This is a genomic window from Rhodocyclus purpureus (assembly GCF_016653115.1).
Taxonomy (GTDB): Bacteria; Pseudomonadota; Gammaproteobacteria; order Burkholderiales; family Rhodocyclaceae; genus Rhodocyclus; species Rhodocyclus purpureus.
In genome coordinates, this window is record NZ_NHRX01000063.1 from 185,020 (window position 1) to 202,767 (window position 17,748).

The window sequence follows — 17,748 nt, forward strand, 5'->3', positions numbered from 1 at the left end:
AGCGCAAAGGCCGACACTATGCCATGAGGAGGTACCGCAAAGGAAGAAGCGGGGTGCTCCGGCCGGAGCACCCCGCTTCCATGTCATGCCCGCGGGCCGCCGTCGGCGACGGCCCGGCAGCGGTCAGCGCGGCAACTGGCTCTCGCCCATCAGGAAGGCATCGACTTCACGCGCGCACTGGCGACCCTCGCGGATCGCCCAGACGACGAGCGACTGGCCGCGGCGCATGTCGCCGGCGGCGAAGACCTTGGCGACGCTGGTCGCGTAGGCGCCCTTCCCTTCGGTCGAGGCACGCACCGCGCCGCGCGCGTCGAGTTCGACGCCGAGCTGTTCGAGCAGACCGGCCTTGACCGGCGAGACGAAGCCCATCGCCAGCAGCACGAGGTCGGCAGGAATCTCGAACTCGCTACCGGCGATCGGCGTCGGCACGCCATTGAGCATCTCGATCCGCGCCAGACGCAGCGCGCGCACCTTGCCGCCCTCGCCCAGGATTTCCTGCGTGGCGACGGCGAACTCGCGCTGGCAACCTTCCTCGTGCGAGGTCGAGGTGCGCAGCTTGATCGGCCAGTACGGCCAGCTCAGCGCCTTGTCTTCCTGTACCGGCGGTTGCGGCAGCACTTCGAGCTGGACGACCGACTTTGCGCCTTGGCGGTTGCTGGTGCCGACGCAATCCGAGCCGGTGTCGCCGCCGCCGATGACGACGACGTGCTTGCCGGTGGCGACGATCTGCCCCGGCACCGCGTCGCCGGCATTGACCTTGTTCTGCTGGGTCAGGAACTCCATCGCGAAGTGCACGCCGGCCAGCTCGCGGCCGGGAACCGGCAGGTCGCGCGGCTTCTCGGAACCGCCGGCGAGGATCACCGCATCGAAGCCGGCGACCAGATCGGCGACAGCGATCGCGTTCTCGCCTTCACCGCCGACTTGGGCATTGACGCGGAACTCGACGCCCTCGGCTTCCATCTGCGCGACGCGGCGGTCGATGTTGGCCTTGTCGAACTTGAAGTCGGGGATGCCGTAGCGCAACAGGCCGCCGACGCGGCTGTTCTTCTCGAACACGACCACGTCGTGCCCGGCGCGCGCCAGCTGCTGCGCCGCGGCCAGTCCGGCCGGGCCCGAGCCGACGACGGCGACACGACGGCCGGTCTTCACGGCCGCCGGCTGCGGGACGATCCAGCCGTTCTCCCAGCCCTTGTCGACGATGTAGTGCTCGATCGACTTGATGCCGACCGGATCGGCGTTGATGCCGAGCGTGCACGCCGCCTCGCACGGCGCCGGACAGATGCGGCCGGTGAAGTCGGGGAAGTTGTTGGTCGAGTGCAGCACCTGCAAGGCGTCCTCGACGTTGCCGCGGTAAACCAGGTCGTTCCAGTCGGGAATGATGTTGTTCACCGGGCAGCCGTTGTTGCAGAACGGGATGCCGCAGTCCATGCAGCGGGCCCCCTGCGTCTGCGCGTCGGCGTCGGACAGGTGGCTCGTGAACTCGCGATAGTGCTTGAGCCGGGATGCGACCGGCTCGGCGCTTTCGCTCAGGCGTTGAAACTCGAGAAACCCAGTCGGCTTGCCCATTATGCGGCCTCCTTCTGTTGTGCAGCGGCTTCGCGGAGCGCGCGGCGGTATTCGTTGGGCATGACCTTGACGAAGCGGGAACGCGCTTCTTCCCAGTTCGCCAGGATCTCCTTGGCACGGGCGCTGCCGGTATTCGCCGCGTGCGCCTCGATCAGGCGGCGCAACAGGCTCTCGTCGGCCTCGCCGCGGTGGCGCGGCTCGCCCGCCGACTGCTCGGCGGCCGGCAGCACCGGCTCCAGCGTGACCATCGCCGTGTTGCAGCGACGGTCGAAGTCGCCGATCGCGTCATAGACGTAGGCGACGCCGCCCGACATGCCGGCAGCGAAGTTGCGTCCGGTCTGGCCGAGGACGACGACGGTACCGCCGGTCATGTACTCGCAACCGTGGTCGCCGACGCCCTCGACGACGGCGGTGCCGCCCGAGTTGCGCACGCAGAAGCGCTCGCCGGCGACGCCGGCGAAGAAGGCCTCGCCCTCGGTCGCGCCGTACATGACGGTGTTGCCGACGATGATGTTGTCGGCAGTGGCGCCGGTGAAGCTGAGATCCGGACGAACGACGATGCGGCCGCCGGAGAGGCCCTTGCCGACGTAGTCGTTGCCTTCGCCGATCAGGTCGAGGGTGACCCCGCGCGCGAGGAAGGCGCCGAAGCTCTGGCCGGCGGTCCCGGAGAGACGCACGTGGATGGTGTCGGCGGGCAGCCCGGCGTGGCCGTAGCGGCGCGCGACCTCACCCGAGAGCATGGTGCCGACGGTACGGTTCACGTTGCGGATCGGCAGATCGATGCTGACCTTCTCACCGCGTTCGAGCGCCGGCGCCGCCAGCTCGATCAGGCGGTGGTCGAGCGCGCGCGCAAGCCCGTGATCCTGGACCTCGCAGTGCAGGCGGCCGACTTCGGCGGGAACCGCCGGCTGGTGGAAGACCTTCGTGAAGTCGAGCCCGCGCGCCTTCCAGTGCTCGATGCCGGCACGCATGTCGAGCAGGTCGGCGCGGCCGATCAGCTCGTCGAACTTGCGGATGCCCAGCTCTGCCATCAGCTCCCGCGCTTCCTCGGCGACGAAGAAGAAGTAGTTGACGACGTGCTCGGGCTGGCCGGTGAAGCGCTGGCGCAGCACCGGATCCTGCGTCGCGACGCCGACAGGACAGGTGTTGAGGTGGCACTTGCGCATCATGATGCAGCCTTCGACGACCAGCGGTGCGGTCGCGAAACCGAACTCGTCGGCGCCGAGCAGCGCGCCGATGACGACGTCACGGCCGGTGCGCAGCTGGCCGTCGACCTGCACGCGGATGCGGCCGCGCAGGCGGTTCAGGACCAGCGTCTGCTGCGTCTCGGAGAGGCCGAGTTCCCACGGCGTGCCGCAGTGCTTGATCGACGAGATCGGGCTGGCGCCGGTGCCGCCGTCGTAGCCGGCGATGACCAGGTGGTCGGCCTTGGCCTTGGAGACGCCGGCGGCGACGGTGCCGACGCCGACTTCGGAGACCAGCTTGACCGAGACCGACGCGCGCTCGTTGGCGTTCTTCAGGTCATGGATCAGCTGCGCCAGGTCCTCGATCGAGTAGATGTCGTGGTGCGGCGGCGGCGAGATGAGGCCGACGCCCGGCACCGAGTGGCGCAGGAAGCCGATGTACTCGGAGACCTTGTGCCCCGGCAGCTGGCCGCCCTCGCCGGGCTTCGCGCCCTGCGCCATCTTGATCTGGATCTGGTCGGCATTGACCAGGTATTCGGCGGTGACACCGAAACGACCGGAAGCGACCTGCTTGATCGCCGAGCGCAGGCTGTCGCCCGCCTGCAGCTCGTAGTCGCGTTCGATGCGTCCGGCGCCGATCACCTCGGACAGCTTCTCGCCGCCCTTGAGCTGCGCGAAGCGGCGCGCGTCCTCGCCGCCTTCACCGGTGTTCGACTTGCCGCCGATGCGGTTCATCGCGATCGCCAGCGTCGCGTGCGCCTCGGTCGAGATCGAGCCGAGCGACATGGCGCCGGTGGCGAAGCGCTTGACGATCTCGCTGGCCGGCTCGACTTCATCGAGCGGGATCGGCGCGCCGGCAGGCTTCAGCTCGAACAGGCCGCGCAGCGTCAGGTTGCGCTTGCTCTGGTCGTTGATGATCTTCGCGAACTCCTTGTAGTTCTCGTACTTGCCCGAGCGCGTCGAGTGCTGCAGCTTGGCGATCGCATCGGGCGTCCACAGGTGTTCCTCGCCGCGGACGCGGAAGGCGTACTCGCCACCGGCGTCGAGCATGTTGGCGAGCAGCGGGTCGTTGCCGAAGGCCAGGCGGTGCAGGCGGACGGCTTCCTCGGCGACCTCGAACAGGCCGATGCCCTCGACGTTCGACGGCGTTCCGGTGAAGTACTTGTCGACCAGGGCTTTCTGCAGACCGATCGCCTCGAAGATCTGCGCGCCGGTGTAGGACATGTAGGTCGAGATCCCCATCTTCGACATGATCTTGCACAGGCCCTTGCCGATCGCCTTGATGAAGTTCTTGAAGTACTTGTCGGCCTTGGCGGCGTCGTCCCCGGCCAGGTCGCGCAGGGTTTCCAGCACGAGGTAGGGGTGCACCGCCTCGGCGCCGTAGCCGCCGAGCAGCGCGAAGTGGTGCGTCTCGCGCGCCGAACCGGTTTCGACGACCAGTCCGGTGCTGGTGCGCAGGCCCTTCCTGACCAGATGCTGGTGCACCGCCGAGGTGGCCAGCAGCGCCGGAATCGCGACATGCTGCGCGTCGAACTTGCGGTCGGAGACGATCAGGATGTTGGCGCCCGAACGCACCGCGTCCTCGGCTTCGGCGGCGAGCGAGGCCAGCCGTGCTTCGACGCCTTCGTTGCCCCAGGCGACCGGATAGCAGATGTCGAGTTCGTGCGAACGGAACTTGCCCGCCGTGTACTTCTGGATGCGGCGGATCTTCTCCATGTCCTCGGCGGAGAGGACCGGCTGCTGCACTTCGAGGCGGATCGGCGGGTTGATGTCGCTGACACCGAGCAGGTTCGGCTTCGGACCGATGAAGGAGAGCACCGACATGACCATCTCCTCGCGGATCGGATCGATCGGCGGGTTGGTCACCTGCGCGAACAGCTGCTTGAAGTAGTTGTAGAGCACCTTCGGCCGCGGCGACAGCACCGGCAGCGCCGAGTCGTTACCCATCGAGCCGGTGGCTTCCTCGCCGCTGACGGCCATCGGCTCGAGGATGAACTTGATGTCTTCCTGCGTGTAGCCGAAGGCCTGCTGGCGGTCGAGCAGCGGCACGTTCGACACCTCGCGCAGTTCGCTGACCACCGGCACCTGGTCGAGCTTGATGCGGATCTTCTCGATCCACTCGCGGTAGGGCTTGGCGTTGGCCAGCGAGTCCTTCAGTTCCTTGTCGTCGATGATGCGGCCCTGCTCCATGTCGATCAGGAACATCTTGCCCGGCTGCAGGCGCCACTTCTTGACGATGTTGGCTTCGGGAATCGGCAGCACGCCCGATTCGGAAGCCATGACGACGAGGTCATCCTTGGTGACGAGATAGCGCGCCGGACGCAGGCCGTTACGGTCGAGCGTCGCGCCGATCTGGCGACCGTCGGTGAAGGCAACCGCGGCGGGGCCGTCCCACGGCTCCATCATCGCCGCGTGGTATTCGTAGAAGGCGCGGCGGTTCTCGTCCATCAGCGTGTGCTTTTCCCAGGCTTCCGGGATCAGCATCATCATCGCATGCGCCAGCGAGTAGCCGCCCATGACCAGCAGTTCGAGCGCGTTGTCGAACGACGCCGAGTCGGACTGGCCGGGATAGTGCAGCGGGAAGATCTTCTTCAGGTCCTCGCCCAGGATCGGCGAGGAGATCGACTGTTCGCGCGCCTTGAACCAGTTCACGTTGCCGCGCACGGTGTTGATCTCGCCGTTATGCGCGATCATGCGGAACGGGTGCGCGAGATCCCAGGTCGGGAAGGTGTTGGTCGAGAAGCGCTGGTGCACCAGCGCCAGTGCCGAGATGCAGCGCGGATCCTGCAGGTCGAGGTAGTACTCGCCGACCTGGTCAGCGAGCAGGAGGCCCTTGTAGTTGACCGTGCGCGCCGAGAACGACGGAACGTAGAACTCCTGGCCGTGCTTCAGCTTGAGCGACTTGATCGCGTTGCCGGCGCGGCGGCGGATGACGTAGAGCTTGCGCTCGAGCGCATCGGTGACGAAGACGTCGGGACCGCGGCCGACGAAGACCTGGCGGATCACGGGTTCCTTGGCCTTCACCGTCGGCGACATCGGCATCTCGCGATTGACCGGAACATCGCGCCAGCCGAGGAGAACCTGGCCTTCGGCGCGCACTGCACGCTCGATCTCCTCCTGGCAGGCCAGCCGCGAAGCCGATTCGCGCGGCAGGAAGACGGTGCCGATGCCGTACTCGCCCGGCGGCGGCAGCGTCACGCCCTGTGCCGCCATCTCCTCGCGGAAGAGCGCGTCGGGGATCTGGATCAGGATGCCGGCACCGTCACCCATCAGGGGGTCGGCGCCGACGGCGCCGCGGTGGTCGAGATTCTTCAGGATGAGCAGACCCTGTTCGACGATCGAGTGGCTCCTGGCGCCCTTGATGTGGGCAACAAAGCCGACACCGCAGGCGTCGTGCTCATTGGCCGGGTCGTACAGCCCCTGCTGCTCGGGCAAAGCCCCGCCGGGTTCTGCCCCGGCTGCAACCGAATCCTTCACGCTGGAATCCTCAAAAGACTAGCCGCGGCGCGCTTGCCCCATTCCGCCGATGGGCGCGCCAGACGTCAAAAAAGCCGGGAAAACACCGACTTGGAAAGAATAAATGGCGGATGAATATACCGTAACCACCGGGGCCATACAACAAACGCCTTGAGCAGGGTTTTCGCTGACAAGAGCCCCAAATCGGTGCGCCCGAAGAACAGGCGCCCCAATTCGGTGCAAAATCGACGCAAAAAACCCGTGCGCAGGCATCCGAGCGCCCCCCACGCGAGGGAACAAGCACGTAGCGTGCCCGGAACGTAAAGGAATCAGCTTTCGCCGACGGCGAAGAGACGGCGGTGCTCCTTGATCGCGTAGCGGTCGGTCATTCCGGCGATGTAGTCGGCGACGGCACGCGGGCGGTCACCGTCGGGGGGCGAGCGGTAGCGCGGCGGCAACAGCTGCGGGTCGGCGATGAAGGCGGCGAACAGCTCGCCGATGATGCGCTGCGCCTTGGTCGTCATGCGCAGGACCTGGTAGTGGCGGTACAGCGCTTCGCGCAGGAAATGCTTCATCTCGCGCTGCTGCGCGTGGATCGCCGCGGAAAACGCGACCAGCGGCGGCGCACTGCGCACCTCGTCGGCGCTCTGCGGGGCGACGCGGGCGAGGTTCCCGGCAGTGGTCGCGATCAGGTCGCGGACCAAGGTGTTGATCATCCGCCGCACCGTCTCGTGCACCAGGCGGCGTCCGGCGAGCGCCGGATAAAGGCGGCGCACCTCGGCGACGTGGGTGGCGAAGAGGCCGACCTGTTCGAGCTGTTCGATGCCGATCAGCCCGGAGCGCAGGCCGTCGTCGACGTCGTGATTGTTGTAGGCGATCTCGTCGGCAAGGTTGCAGATCTGCGCCTCGAGCGTCGGTTGGGCGCCGACGATGAAGCGCCTGCCGACCTCGCCGAGCTTCTCGGCATCGACCGGCGCGCAGTGCTTGAGGATGCCTTCGCGCGTCTCGAAACACAGGTTGAGACCATCGAAGGCGGCGTAGCGCTCCTCAAGGACGTCGACGGTGCGCAGGCTCTGCAGGTTGTGCTCGAAACCGCCGTACTCGCGCATGCATTCGTCGAGCGCGTCCTGGCCAGCGTGGCCGAAGGGTGTGTGCCCGAGGTCGTGCGCCAGCGCGATGGCCTCGGCCAGATCCTCGTTGGCGCCGAGCGCGCGCGCGATGCCACGCGCGATCTGCGCGACCTCGATGCTGTGCGTGAGCCGGGTGCGGAAGAGGTCGCCTTCGTGATTGACGAAGACCTGCGTCTTGTATTCGAGGCGACGGAAAGCGGTCGAATGGACGATGCGGTCGCGGTCGCGCTGGAATTCGCTGCGCTCGGCGCCGGGCGGTGCTTCCGGGTGACGGCGACCACGCGTCGTCTCCGGTCTGGCCGCCCACGGCGCCAGGCCGCTGGCGCCGGTCGCCGCGCGTGGAATCGTCGTTTCGCTCATCGCCCGTTCCTCCTCTGCATGAAGGGAGCGGTATGCTTGATTATTTCGAATCAAGCATACCGTCCCCTTGATTCAGTCGGCGCGGCAGCGCGCTTCGATCGCCGCGCCGATGTCGCCGGCCGGCACCGCGGAACTCAGGACTGCGCGGCCGGCGGCCTTGAGCAGCACCAGGCGCAACTTGCCGTCCTGGACCTTCTTGTCGTGCGCCATCAGTTCCAGGTAGCGCTCGACGCCGAGTGCGGGGCCATGCACCGGCAGGGCGCAGCGGGCGAACAGCGCTTCGATGCGCTGCAGCGTCGCCGCGTCGATCCAACCCAGACGGTGGGACAGTTCTGCGGCCATCAGGGTTCCGGCGGCGACCGCCTCGCCGTGCAGCCAGACGCCGTAGCCGCAGCCGGTCTCGATCGCGTGGCCGAAGGTGTGGCCGAGGTTGAGCAGCGCGCGCTCGCCGCTCTCGCGCTCGTCGGCGGCGACGACTTCGGCCTTGTTGCGGCAGGAACGCAGGATCGCGTGGGCAAGCGCCTCGGGATCGCGGGCGAGCAGCGCGTCGACGTTTTGCTCGATCCAGCCGAGGAATTCGGCGTCGCGGATCAGTCCGTACTTGATCACCTCGGCGAGCCCCGAGCGGAACTCGCGGTCGGGCAAGGTCGCCAGGGTGTCGGTGTCGGCGAGCACCAGTTGTGGCTGGTAGAAGGCGCCGATCATGTTCTTGCCGAGCGGGTGGTTGATCGCGGTCTTGCCGCCCACCGAGGAATCGACCTGCGCCAGCAGCGTCGTCGGCACCTGGATGAAGGGGACGCCACGCTGGTAGCAGGCGGCGGCAAAGCCGGTCATGTCGCCGATGACTCCGCCGCCGAGCGCGATCAGCGTCGTCGAGCGCTCGCAGCGATGGGCGAGCAGCGCGTCGAAGATGCGGTTCAGGGTCGGCCAGTCCTTGTATTCCTCGCCGTCGGGCAGGATCACCTCGAGCGTGTCGACGCCGGCGGCGGCGAGCGGCGCCTTCAGGGACTGAAGGTGCAGCGGGGCCACCGTCTCGTTGCTGACGATCACCGCGCGCGGCTGCGGTAGCGCCGCCGCGATCAGGTCGGCGCGCGCGATGGCGCCTGTACCGACGACGATCGGGTACGAGCGATCGCCGAGTTCGACGTTCAGAGTTTGCATCGCTGGGTGGCCTCCTTGGCCAGTAAGCAGGTGATCGATTGCGCGTTGCCGCGTCCGCCGTCGACGATGATGTCGGCGACTTCGCGATAGAGCGGGTCGCGCTGCGCGTGCAGCGCCTCCAGCCGTGCCAGCGGATCGGCCACCTGCAACAGGGGCCGGTTGCGGTCGTGGCGCGTGCGCTCGTAGAGGATGGCGGGCGGCACGCGCAGATAGGCGACGAAACCGGAAGCACGCAGGACCTCGCGGTTCTCCGGCAGCAGCACGGCGCCACCGCCGGTGGCGATCACTTGGCCATGCTCGGCAGCGAGCTCGGCAATCACCAGCGCTTCACGCCGGCGGAAGCCCGCCTCGCCTTCGATCTCGAAGATGGTCGGGATCGAGACGCCGGTGCGCGCCTCGATTTCGTGGTCGGAATCGACGAAACGGTAGCCGAGCCGGCGCGCCAGCGAGCGGCCGACGGTGGTCTTGCCGGCGCCCATCAGGCCGACGAGAAAGATGTTCGGCGACGAGGGGGAAGGGTGGGGAGTGGGGCAGCGGGTATTCACGCCGGCATTCTATCGCAAGCGCCATGCCGGGACCGCGGGCGACGCATATAATGCGGGGTTCAGCTTTGCCCACACTGGAACTCCCTTGTCGCCCGCTCTCCGCTGGATCCTCTACCCCTTCGTCTTCGTCGTCGGTCTCGCCGCCATCGGTCTCGCCGTCGGGGCGATCTTCCTCTCGCTGGCCTACCCCAAGCTGCCCTCGCTCGAGGTGCTCACCGACTACCAGCCGAAGGTGCCGCTGCGCATCTACACCGCCGACGGCGCGCTGATCGGCGAGTTCGGCGAAGAGCGCCGCGCCGTCGTGCGCATCGCCGACGTTCCCGAGGTGATGAAGCACGCCATCCTCGCTGCGGAGGACGACCGTTTCTACCAGCACGGCGGCGTCGACACGCTCGGCATGGTGCGCGCCGCGATCACCAACGTCATCGGCGGCGGCAAGCGCCAGGGCGCATCGACGATCACGCAGCAGGTCGCGCGCAACTTCTTCCTGTCGGCCGAAAAGACCTACACGCGCAAGATCTACGAGATCATGCTCGCCTTCAAGATCGAGGCCAACCTGTCCAAGGACCAGATCCTCGAGCTTTACATCAACCAGATCTACCTCGGGCAGCGCGCCTACGGCTTCGCCTCGGCGGCCCAGATCTATTTCGGAAAGCCGCTCGCCAACCTGACGACGGCCGAGGCGGCGATGCTCGCCGGCCTGCCGAAGGCACCGTCGGCCTACAACCCGGTGGTCAATCCGAAGCGCGCGCGCCTGCGGCAGCAGTACGTCCTGCGCCGCATGCTCGAACTCGGCTACATCGACAAGGCACAGCACGAGGCGGCGCTCGAACAAACGCTGCTGCTCAAGCGCGACGCCAGCGAATTCGCGGTGCATGCCGAATACGTCGCCGAGATGGCGCGACAGATGGCCGCCGAGCGCTTCCCGGATGACGTCTACACGCGCGGCCTGCGCGTCTACACCACCCTGCTCAAGGCCGACCAGGAAGCCGCCTACGCCGCCGTCCGCCGCGGCGTCTTCGACTACGACCGTCGCCACGGCTATCGCGGCGCCGAGGCCTACCTCGACCTCTCAGCGATCAAGGGCGATCACGACGAGGCGCTCGAAGAACTGCTCACCGACGTGAGCGACGTCGGCGACCTGCATCCGGCGATCGTCCTCGCCGCCGGCAGCAAGGAAGTGCGTGCCTACCGTCGCGGCGGCGAGATCGTCACGCTGTCCGGCGAAGGACTCAAGTTCGCCGCACGCATGCTCGACGACAAGGCGCCGGCGAACAAGCGGATCAGGCGCGGCGCGCTGATCCGCGTGCAGAAGGACGACCGCGGCGCCTGGCAGATCGCGCAGATGCCCGAGGTCGAATCGGCCTTCCTCGCCGCCGACCCGCAGAGCGGCGCCATCCGCGCGCTGGTCGGTGGCTTCGACTTCAACCGCAGCAAGTTCAACCACGTCACGCAGGCGTGGCGGCAACCGGGGTCGAGCTTCAAGCCCTTCATCTACTCGGCGTCGCTGGAAAAAGGCTTCACTCCGGCGTCGGTGATCGAGGATCTGCCGATCACCTTCCCGGCGTCGGTCACCGGCAGCCAGCTCTGGGAGCCGAAGAACTACGACGGCAAGTACGAAGGCGCGATGACGATGCGCACCGGGCTGGCCAAGTCGAAGAACATGGTCTCGATCCGCCTGCTCGACGCGATCGGCGTCCATTACGCGCAGGACTATCTCACCCGCTTCGGCTTCGACGCCGACAAGCACCCGCCCTACCTGACGATGGCGCTCGGCGCCGGGTCGGTGACGCCGTGGCAGATGGTCGCCGCCTACTCGGTCTTCGCCAACGGCGGCTATCGCGTCACCCCCTTCATCGTCAGCGAAATCCGCGACGAGAAGGGCCGCGTGCTGGCGCGGGCGCAGCCGGTCACTGCCGGCAACGAGGAGACGCGGGCGATCGACGCGCGCAACGCCTACGTCATGGACAGCCTCTTGCGCGACGTAACCATCTACGGCACCGCCGCCAAGGCCTCGGCAACGCTCAAGCGCCACGACCTCGCCGGCAAGACCGGCACCACCAACGAGCACGTCGATGCCTGGTTCTGCGGCTACCAGCAGACCGTCGCCGCCTGCTCGTGGATCGGCTTCGACCAGCCGAAGAATCTCGGCGGCGGCGAAACCGGCGGCAGCGCGGCGCTACCGACCTGGATCGGCTACATGTCGCGCGTCCTCAGGAACGTCCCGGAAAGCGTCATGCCGCAACCGGAAGGCATCGTCAGCATGGAGATGCCCGGCCGCGGCGGCAAGCTGGCGAGGGAAATCTTCTACCAGGAAAGCGTCCCCAGCGAACCGCAGGCGCAACTGCCGGCCGGCGACGGCGCGCCGGCGGTGGACTGACGGGCGCGCCGCACTGCCATCAAAGGCGTTCGTTCGCTTCGATTCGGTCATTGCGAGGCGCGCAGCGCCGTGGCAATCCAGCTCGTTCTTCTATCTCAGCGCCCTTTAAATGACGGTACAGGCCTACTAAATTCTGGCGGCAGGCAGGCCTTCACCGCAATTGGCGGCCGCATCGGACATAGCCCTACGCACTGGATCGCCACGCCCTGCGGGCTCGCGATGACGCGCACTTGCTCCCGGCAGCGCCTTTGCTTCACCCCCTCGCAGTTTCACGGCAAGGCGAGTCAGACACCCCCCTCCAGATTGACTTCCGCCCCCGCCTGCGCCGAGATGAGCCGCGACAGCGCGCTGATCAGTTCGCTGCCGTCGCGCGTGTCGCGCCAGGCGACACCGTCCCAGCGGTAATGGAAACCGCCGGCAGCCGCGGCAACCCAGATTTCCTGCGCCGCCGCGTGGCGATTGACGACGATGCGGCTGCCGTCGGCGAAGATCAGTTCGATCACGCCGGCAGTCGGCGTCTCGAAGTCGAGTTCGGCCGCCGAGTCTTCCATCGCCGTCTCGAAGGCGGCCTCGATGCGTGCCAGTGTTGCCCCGGACAGGGCGTCAAATTCGCTTTCGTTCATGTGCTAACATTTCTTCCTTTTTCGGGTTGATCACCGATGCGCCGCACTTCCTTGCGCAACAGCCTGCGCCGGACGCCTGCCGCCGCCGCAGCGCTCGCTCTTGCCGCCCTCCTGCTCGCCAGCTGCGGTACGCGCGGCCCGCTGACGCTGCCGCCGAAACCGGGCGCCGCCCCGGCGAAGACGGCGACGCCGCCCGCAGCACCGGCAGCGACCACCGGTTCGACCACCGGTTCGACCACCAATCCTAGCACGCCCAGCGAAAGCGCCCGATGAATCCCTTCACCCTCAAAGACGGCGTGCTGCACGCCGAGAACGTCGCCCTCGACACGATCGCCGAGCGCTTCGGCACCCCCTGCTACGTCTATTCGCGCGCCGCACTAGGCGCCGCCTTCGCCGAGTTCACGCAGGAACTCGCCGGTGTCGATGCGCTGGTCTGCTACGCGGTCAAGGCCAACTCCAGTCTCGCCGTGCTCAACGTCTTCGCGCGCCTCGGCGCCGGCTTCGACATCGTCTCCGGCGGCGAACTGCAGCGCGTGATCGCTGCCGGCGGCGACCCCGGCAAGGTCGTCTTCTCCGGTGTCGGCAAGACCGCGGCCGAGATGGAACAGGCGCTCGCCGCCGGCATCCTCTGCTTCAACGTCGAATCGGCCGCCGAACTCGAGCGCCTCGACGAAGTCGCCGGACGTCTCGGCAAGGTCGCGCCGGTCAGCCTGCGCGTCAATCCCGACGTCGACGCGAAGACGCACCCCTACATCTCGACCGGACTCAAGGAAAACAAGTTCGGCGTCGCCTTCGACGAGGCGCGCACGCTCTACCGTCGCGCTGCGCAGCTGCCGAACCTGGCGGTGAAAGGCATCGACTGCCACATCGGCTCGCAGCTGCTCGACCCCTCGCCCTTCGCCGAAGCGCTCGACCGCATCCTGACGCTGATCGACGCGCTGGCCGCCGACGGCATCACGCTCTCGCACATCGACCTCGGTGGCGGCGTCGGCATCCGCTACAAGGACGAAGAGGCACCGACGATCGCCAACTACCTGCGCCCGCTGCTGGCGAAGCTCGCAGGTCGCGGCCTGAAGGTCCTGCTCGAACCGGGCCGGCGCCTGGTGGGCAACGCCGGCCTGCTGCTTTCCCGCGTCGAATACCTGAAACCCGGCGAAGCGAAGAACTTCGCGATCATCGACGCGGCGATGAACGACCTGGCGCGCCCGGCGCTGTACGAGGCCTGGCACGAGATCGTTGCCGTGCGCCCGCGTGACGAAGCAGCGCAGACCTGGGACGTGGTCGGACCGATCTGCGAGACCGGCGACTTCCTCGGCCGCGCGCGCGAACTCGCGCTCGCCCCCGGCGATCTGCTCGCGCTGCTCTCGGCCGGCGCCTACGGCATGAGCATGAGCTCGAACTACAACAGCCGCCCGCGCGCCGCCGAGGTCATGGTCGACGGCAGCGATGCGCACCTCGTCCGCCGCCGCGAGACGGTCGCCGAGCTTTACGCCGGCGAGAGCGTGCTCAAATAGCCAGCGTGGGGACAGCAGGACGCTGTCCCCACATCGATCAGTGCTGGACGAAGACCTCGTCCAGCGATTTCGCATCGAGGATGGTGTCGGCCCAATGCTCGAGCTGCTCGAGCGTGGCGCCGGAAATACGCGCACGCACCTCGACCGACAGGGGACCGAAACGGCGCGTGAGCTGGCGCTCGAGCACCGCGGCCTCACCCTCCAGCTTGCCCTGCCGCATGCCCTGCTGCATGCCTTCCCGTATGCCTTGCTGCATGCCTTCCCGTATGCCTTGCTGCATGCCTTCCCGTATGCCTTGCTGCAGGCCTTCCTGACGGCCTTGCTGCAGGCCTTCCTGTTTCCATTTCTCGGTCCATTCCACTACGCGTTCGGCGAGCATGGCGTCTAACTCCTGTAGATTCGTGACTTCGGGAATTTTTTCGTTGGGAACGAGCCGCTCGAGCACCACCCGATTGATGAAGAGGACCATCGCCCTGCGCAAGCTGTCGTAGCGCACGTCGCTCAGGGCATCGACCAGATTGGCGATGATCGCGCGCACCGCTGCAGGGCTTGGACTGAGTTCAAGGCGAATGATTTCGGACAGCGTGTTGTGTTCCGGAAGACAATCGCTTCCACCAACCCTCCCCTCGTCAAGGACGAAATGTCGCTGGCTCGGGCGGTATTTTGCCAGACTGCCGGGGAACGGTTCGATCAACTCGGCGACATCGCGGGCGGCGGTCCATCTGCCCTTGCCGTTGTAGATGACGATCGGGAACACCGGCGGCAGCTTGTCCTTGCTGCCCACTGCCCGACTCCTGATCAGATCCTGATAGAGCAAACCCGTATAGACCAGGATGCGCAGCGCCATCCATGGATCGACCCGGCTCTGGAATTCGATCAACAGATAGACATACAGCCAGCTGTCGCTGACCCTGACACGCCAGATGATGTCATCGGCGCGGTCGCGCAGATCGTCAGTGACATAACTGCCGCTGACCCTTTCCAGCGTTGCGTAGTCGATCTGCTCGACCCAGTCCTCGCGCACGAACCCACGCAACAGGTCGGCGATGATCTCGGCGTGCGAAAAGATGTGCTTGTAAGAGCTGTCGTGGTCGATCATGGTGCGGAGGATCCTGATCTGGAAATCGGCTCCCACCCGACAGGAATCGTCGCCGGAGCAGGAGGGAGTGAACCGCGCACATGATAAACGCAAAATTCCAAACAGGTAAAACGGCCGTACCGACGGGTACGGCAGGATTCGTTAAAGCACGTAGCGCGACAGATCCTCGTCCTTAGCCACCTCGCCGAGTCGTTGGTCGACGTAGGCGGCGTCGATGCACAGTGTCTCGGCGCCGCGGTGGCCGCCGTTGAAGGAAACTTCTTCGAGCAGGCGTTCCATCACCGTGTGCAGGCGGCGGGCGCCGATGTTCTCGGTCTTCTCGTTCACCGACCAGGCGATCTCGGCGATGCGCGCGATGCCGTCGGCGGTGAATTCGAGGCTGACGCCTTCGGTCGCGAGCAGGGCCCGGTACTGCATGGTCAGGCAGGCGTCGGTCTGGGTAAGGATGCACTCGAAGTCGGCGACCGAGAGCGAATCGAGCTCGACGCGGATCGGCAGCCGCCCCTGCAGTTCGGGGATCAGGTCGGACGGCTTCGACAGGTGGAAGGCGCCCGAGGCGATGAACAGGATGTGGTCGGTGCGGATCATCCCGTACTTGGTCGTCACCGTCGTCCCCTCGACCAGCGGCAGGAGGTCGCGCTGCACGCCCTGGCGCGAGACGTCGGCGCCGTGCATGTCCGATCGCGCCGCGATCTTGTCGATCTCGTCGAGGAAGACGATGCCGTTCTGCTCGACATTCTTCACCGCGGCGAGCTTCACTTCCTCGTCGTTCACGAGCTTGGCCGCCTCCTCCTCGATCAAGAGGCGGCGCGCCTCGGCGATCTTCAGCTTGCGCGGCTTGGTACGGCCGGCGCCGAGGTTCTGGAACATCCCCTGCAACTGCGCCGACAGGTCCTCCATCCCCGGCGGCGCCATGATCTCGGCACGCAGCGGTGCCGCCGCCAGGTCGATCTCGATCTCGCGCTCGTCGAGTTCGCCTTCGCGCAGGCGCTTGCGGAACTTCTGCCGCGTCGGGTTATCCTCGCCCGCCCTTGTCGGCTGCGGTTCCTCGCCGAAACCGATCCCCCCTGGTCGAGGTCCCGGCAGCAGCGCGTCGAGCAGGCGGTCCTCGGCGGCGTCCTCGGCGCGCATGCGCACGCCCTTGATCGCCTGCTCGCGCCCGTTCTTGATCGCGACCTCGACGAGATCGCGGATGATCGTGTCCACATCGCGGCCGACGTAGCCGACTTCGGTGAACTTGGTCGCCTCGATCTTGATGAACGGCGCGTTGGCCAGCCGCGCCAGACGGCGCGCGATCTCGGTCTTGCCGACGCCGGTCGGGCCGATCATCAGGATGTTCTTCGGCGTGATCTCCTGGCGGAGCGGCTCGGAGACCTGCGAACGGCGCCAGCGGTTCCTGAGCGCGATGGCGACCGCGCGCTTGGCCTTGGCCTGGCCGACGATGTGCTTGTCGAGTTCGTGAACGATTTCCTGCGGTGTCATTTGCGACATGGTGAACCTGTATGGACGGAGGGCTTGAGGGACGAGGGACGAAGCACGAGGAACGGCGCCAAGCTAGGCCTGGGCGCCCGCGGCGGGAGCGTCGTCGCCGAGCGTTTCGAGCGTGAAATTGTGGTTGGTGTAGATGCACAGGTCGGCGGCGATTTCGAGCGACTTCCTGACCACCTCGACCGGCGCCAGCTCGGTGTTCTCCCACAGCCCGCGCGCAGCGGCCTGCGCGTAGGCGCCGCCGGAACCGATGGCGACGATGCCGAGCTCGGGTTCGAGCACGTCGCCGTTGCCGGTGATGATCAGCGAATGCTCGCGGTCGGCGACGGCGAGCATGGCCTCGAGCCGGCGCAAGGCGCGGTCGGAACGCCACTCGCGCGCGAGCTCGACCGCGGCACGCAAGAGGATGCCCTGGTGCTTGTCGAGACGCGCTTCGAGCCGCTCGAACAGCGTGAACGCGTCGGCCGTGCCGCCGGCGAAGCCGACCAGGATCTTGCCGCCGTGGATCCGGCGCACCTTGCGCGCGCCCCCCTTGACGACGATGTTGCCGAGCGTGACCTGCCCGTCACCGCCCATGGCGACGCGGTCGCCGCGGCGGACCGAAAGGATGGTGGTGCCGTGATACTGTTCCATGAGCTTCTCGCTTTGGGGAGGGATGATGGGGCGAACCCCAGGATTATTGACGCGGCCCTTGTTCGTCCCTTCACCCCGAGCTTGGTGAAGGGCCTCGCGGACAGCGCTCAGCCATATGCCGCATCATGATCGCTCACGTTCAGCGGGATGATCTGCTGCCCCTCGATCAGCAGTTCGAGCGTGATGCGGTAAGAGAGGTTGATGGATACCGCGTACACGCCTTCGAGGCGACCGCTCAAGGCGTGCAGGCGCAGCGACGGATGACGGGGGTTCAGTTCCAGCAGCTGCAAGGTTTTCAGATACTGCTGGCGCATTTCCGGATGCTTCTTCAGCCAGCGGGAAGCCCGCCGGTTGTAGCCATCGGTAAAAACCAGCGCGTAGCTCATGCCATGGAATCCAGCCGGGCGGCGTGCGCTTCGGCGGACTCCTGCACGCCCCCTGAGTCAAGATAGTTGTCGGTGTGCCAAGAAGACGTAGCGGCAAACGTCCGCGAAGTCATGCTGTACCAGTGATGAGGGCGGGCCCCTCGGTGTCGCCGATCAGGCGGAGATGCCAAACCACCCTGAGCTGCGGTCGTAAAGAGCGACTGTGGTGAGCGTCATGGGAAAA

General features: G+C 66.8%; 13 protein-coding genes. 3 read left to right on the top strand and 10 right to left on the bottom strand.

The features are described 5' to 3' along the window. Positions 1-123 precede the first annotated feature (123 nt). The 5 genes from CCR84_RS13730 to CCR84_RS13750 all read right to left on the bottom strand — a co-directional run bounded on the left by CCR84_RS13730 (position 124) and on the right by CCR84_RS13750 (position 9,402). Complete coding sequence (locus tag CCR84_RS13730) at positions 124-1,566, bottom strand: glutamate synthase subunit beta (protein ID WP_201213373.1); 1,443 nt, start codon at positions 1,564-1,566, stop codon at positions 124-126. Further along, the gene (gltB, locus tag CCR84_RS13735; RefSeq protein ID WP_338052618.1) at positions 1,566-6,227 is read right to left on the bottom strand and encodes a glutamate synthase large subunit; all 4,662 of its coding nucleotides are present in this window, start codon (positions 6,225-6,227) and stop codon (positions 1,566-1,568) included. The genes CCR84_RS13730 and gltB overlap by 1 nt, the downstream gene beginning before the upstream one ends. Before the next feature lie 308 nt (positions 6,228-6,535). Continuing rightward, positions 6,536-7,696 (bottom strand): deoxyguanosinetriphosphate triphosphohydrolase, encoded by a 1,161-nt coding sequence (locus CCR84_RS13740; RefSeq protein WP_201213375.1) that lies wholly within the window; start codon positions 7,694-7,696, stop codon positions 6,536-6,538. A 72-nt stretch (positions 7,697-7,768) separates the two neighbouring features. Continuing rightward, complete coding sequence (aroB, locus tag CCR84_RS13745; protein WP_201213377.1) at positions 7,769-8,857, bottom strand: 3-dehydroquinate synthase; 1,089 nt, start codon at positions 8,855-8,857, stop codon at positions 7,769-7,771. Next, entirely contained in the window at positions 8,845-9,402 is a 558-nt protein-coding gene (locus tag CCR84_RS13750; RefSeq protein ID WP_338052619.1) for a shikimate kinase, read from the bottom strand. Before CCR84_RS13750 ends, aroB begins: the two co-directional genes overlap by 13 nt. An 85-nt stretch (positions 9,403-9,487) precedes the next feature. On the opposite strand from CCR84_RS13750, the gene CCR84_RS13755 reads away from it, so the two are divergent. Continuing rightward, complete coding sequence (locus CCR84_RS13755) at positions 9,488-11,782, top strand: penicillin-binding protein 1A (RefSeq protein WP_242508728.1); 2,295 nt, start codon at positions 9,488-9,490, stop codon at positions 11,780-11,782. A 284-nt stretch (positions 11,783-12,066) separates the two neighbouring features. Here CCR84_RS13755 and cyaY read toward each other — a convergent pair whose 3' ends face one another. Continuing rightward, a complete protein-coding gene (gene cyaY, locus CCR84_RS13760; RefSeq protein ID WP_201213381.1) occupies positions 12,067-12,405 on the bottom strand; it encodes an iron donor protein CyaY in 339 nt (112 codons plus the stop codon). A 36-nt stretch (positions 12,406-12,441) separates the two neighbouring features. On the opposite strand from cyaY, the gene lptM reads away from it, so the two are divergent. Together lptM and lysA are read left to right on the top strand one after the other, a co-directional pair. After that, positions 12,442-12,678 carry an LPS translocon maturation chaperone LptM gene (gene lptM / locus CCR84_RS13765; RefSeq protein WP_201213382.1) on the top strand — a complete coding sequence of 79 codons (237 nt, stop codon included), beginning with the start codon at positions 12,442-12,444 and terminating at the stop codon, positions 12,676-12,678. Continuing rightward, positions 12,675-13,919: a diaminopimelate decarboxylase gene (gene lysA, locus CCR84_RS13770; protein WP_201213384.1), complete on the top strand. Its 1,245-nt coding sequence runs from the start codon at positions 12,675-12,677 to the stop codon at positions 13,917-13,919. Before lptM ends, lysA begins: the two co-directional genes overlap by 4 nt. 37 nt (positions 13,920-13,956) lie before the next feature. On the opposite strand, the gene CCR84_RS13775 is transcribed toward lysA, so the two are convergent. The 4 genes from CCR84_RS13775 to CCR84_RS13790 all read right to left on the bottom strand — a co-directional run bounded on the left by CCR84_RS13775 (position 13,957) and on the right by CCR84_RS13790 (position 17,525). Further along, on the bottom strand, positions 13,957-15,018 hold the full coding sequence (locus tag CCR84_RS13775; RefSeq protein ID WP_201213386.1) for an Rpn family recombination-promoting nuclease/putative transposase: 1,062 nt from the start codon (positions 15,016-15,018) through the stop codon (positions 13,957-13,959). A 141-nt stretch (positions 15,019-15,159) separates the two neighbouring features. Then, a complete protein-coding gene (gene hslU / locus CCR84_RS13780) occupies positions 15,160-16,509 on the bottom strand; it encodes an ATP-dependent protease ATPase subunit HslU (RefSeq protein ID WP_201213388.1) in 1,350 nt (449 codons plus the stop codon). 63 nt (positions 16,510-16,572) lie between these two features. Continuing rightward, on the bottom strand, positions 16,573-17,139 hold the full coding sequence (gene hslV, locus CCR84_RS13785; protein ID WP_201213390.1) for an ATP-dependent protease subunit HslV: 567 nt from the start codon (positions 17,137-17,139) through the stop codon (positions 16,573-16,575). Between the two features lie 107 nt (positions 17,140-17,246). Further along, complete coding sequence (locus CCR84_RS13790; RefSeq protein ID WP_201213392.1) at positions 17,247-17,525, bottom strand: type II toxin-antitoxin system RelE/ParE family toxin; 279 nt, start codon at positions 17,523-17,525, stop codon at positions 17,247-17,249. Positions 17,526-17,748 lie beyond the last annotated feature (223 nt).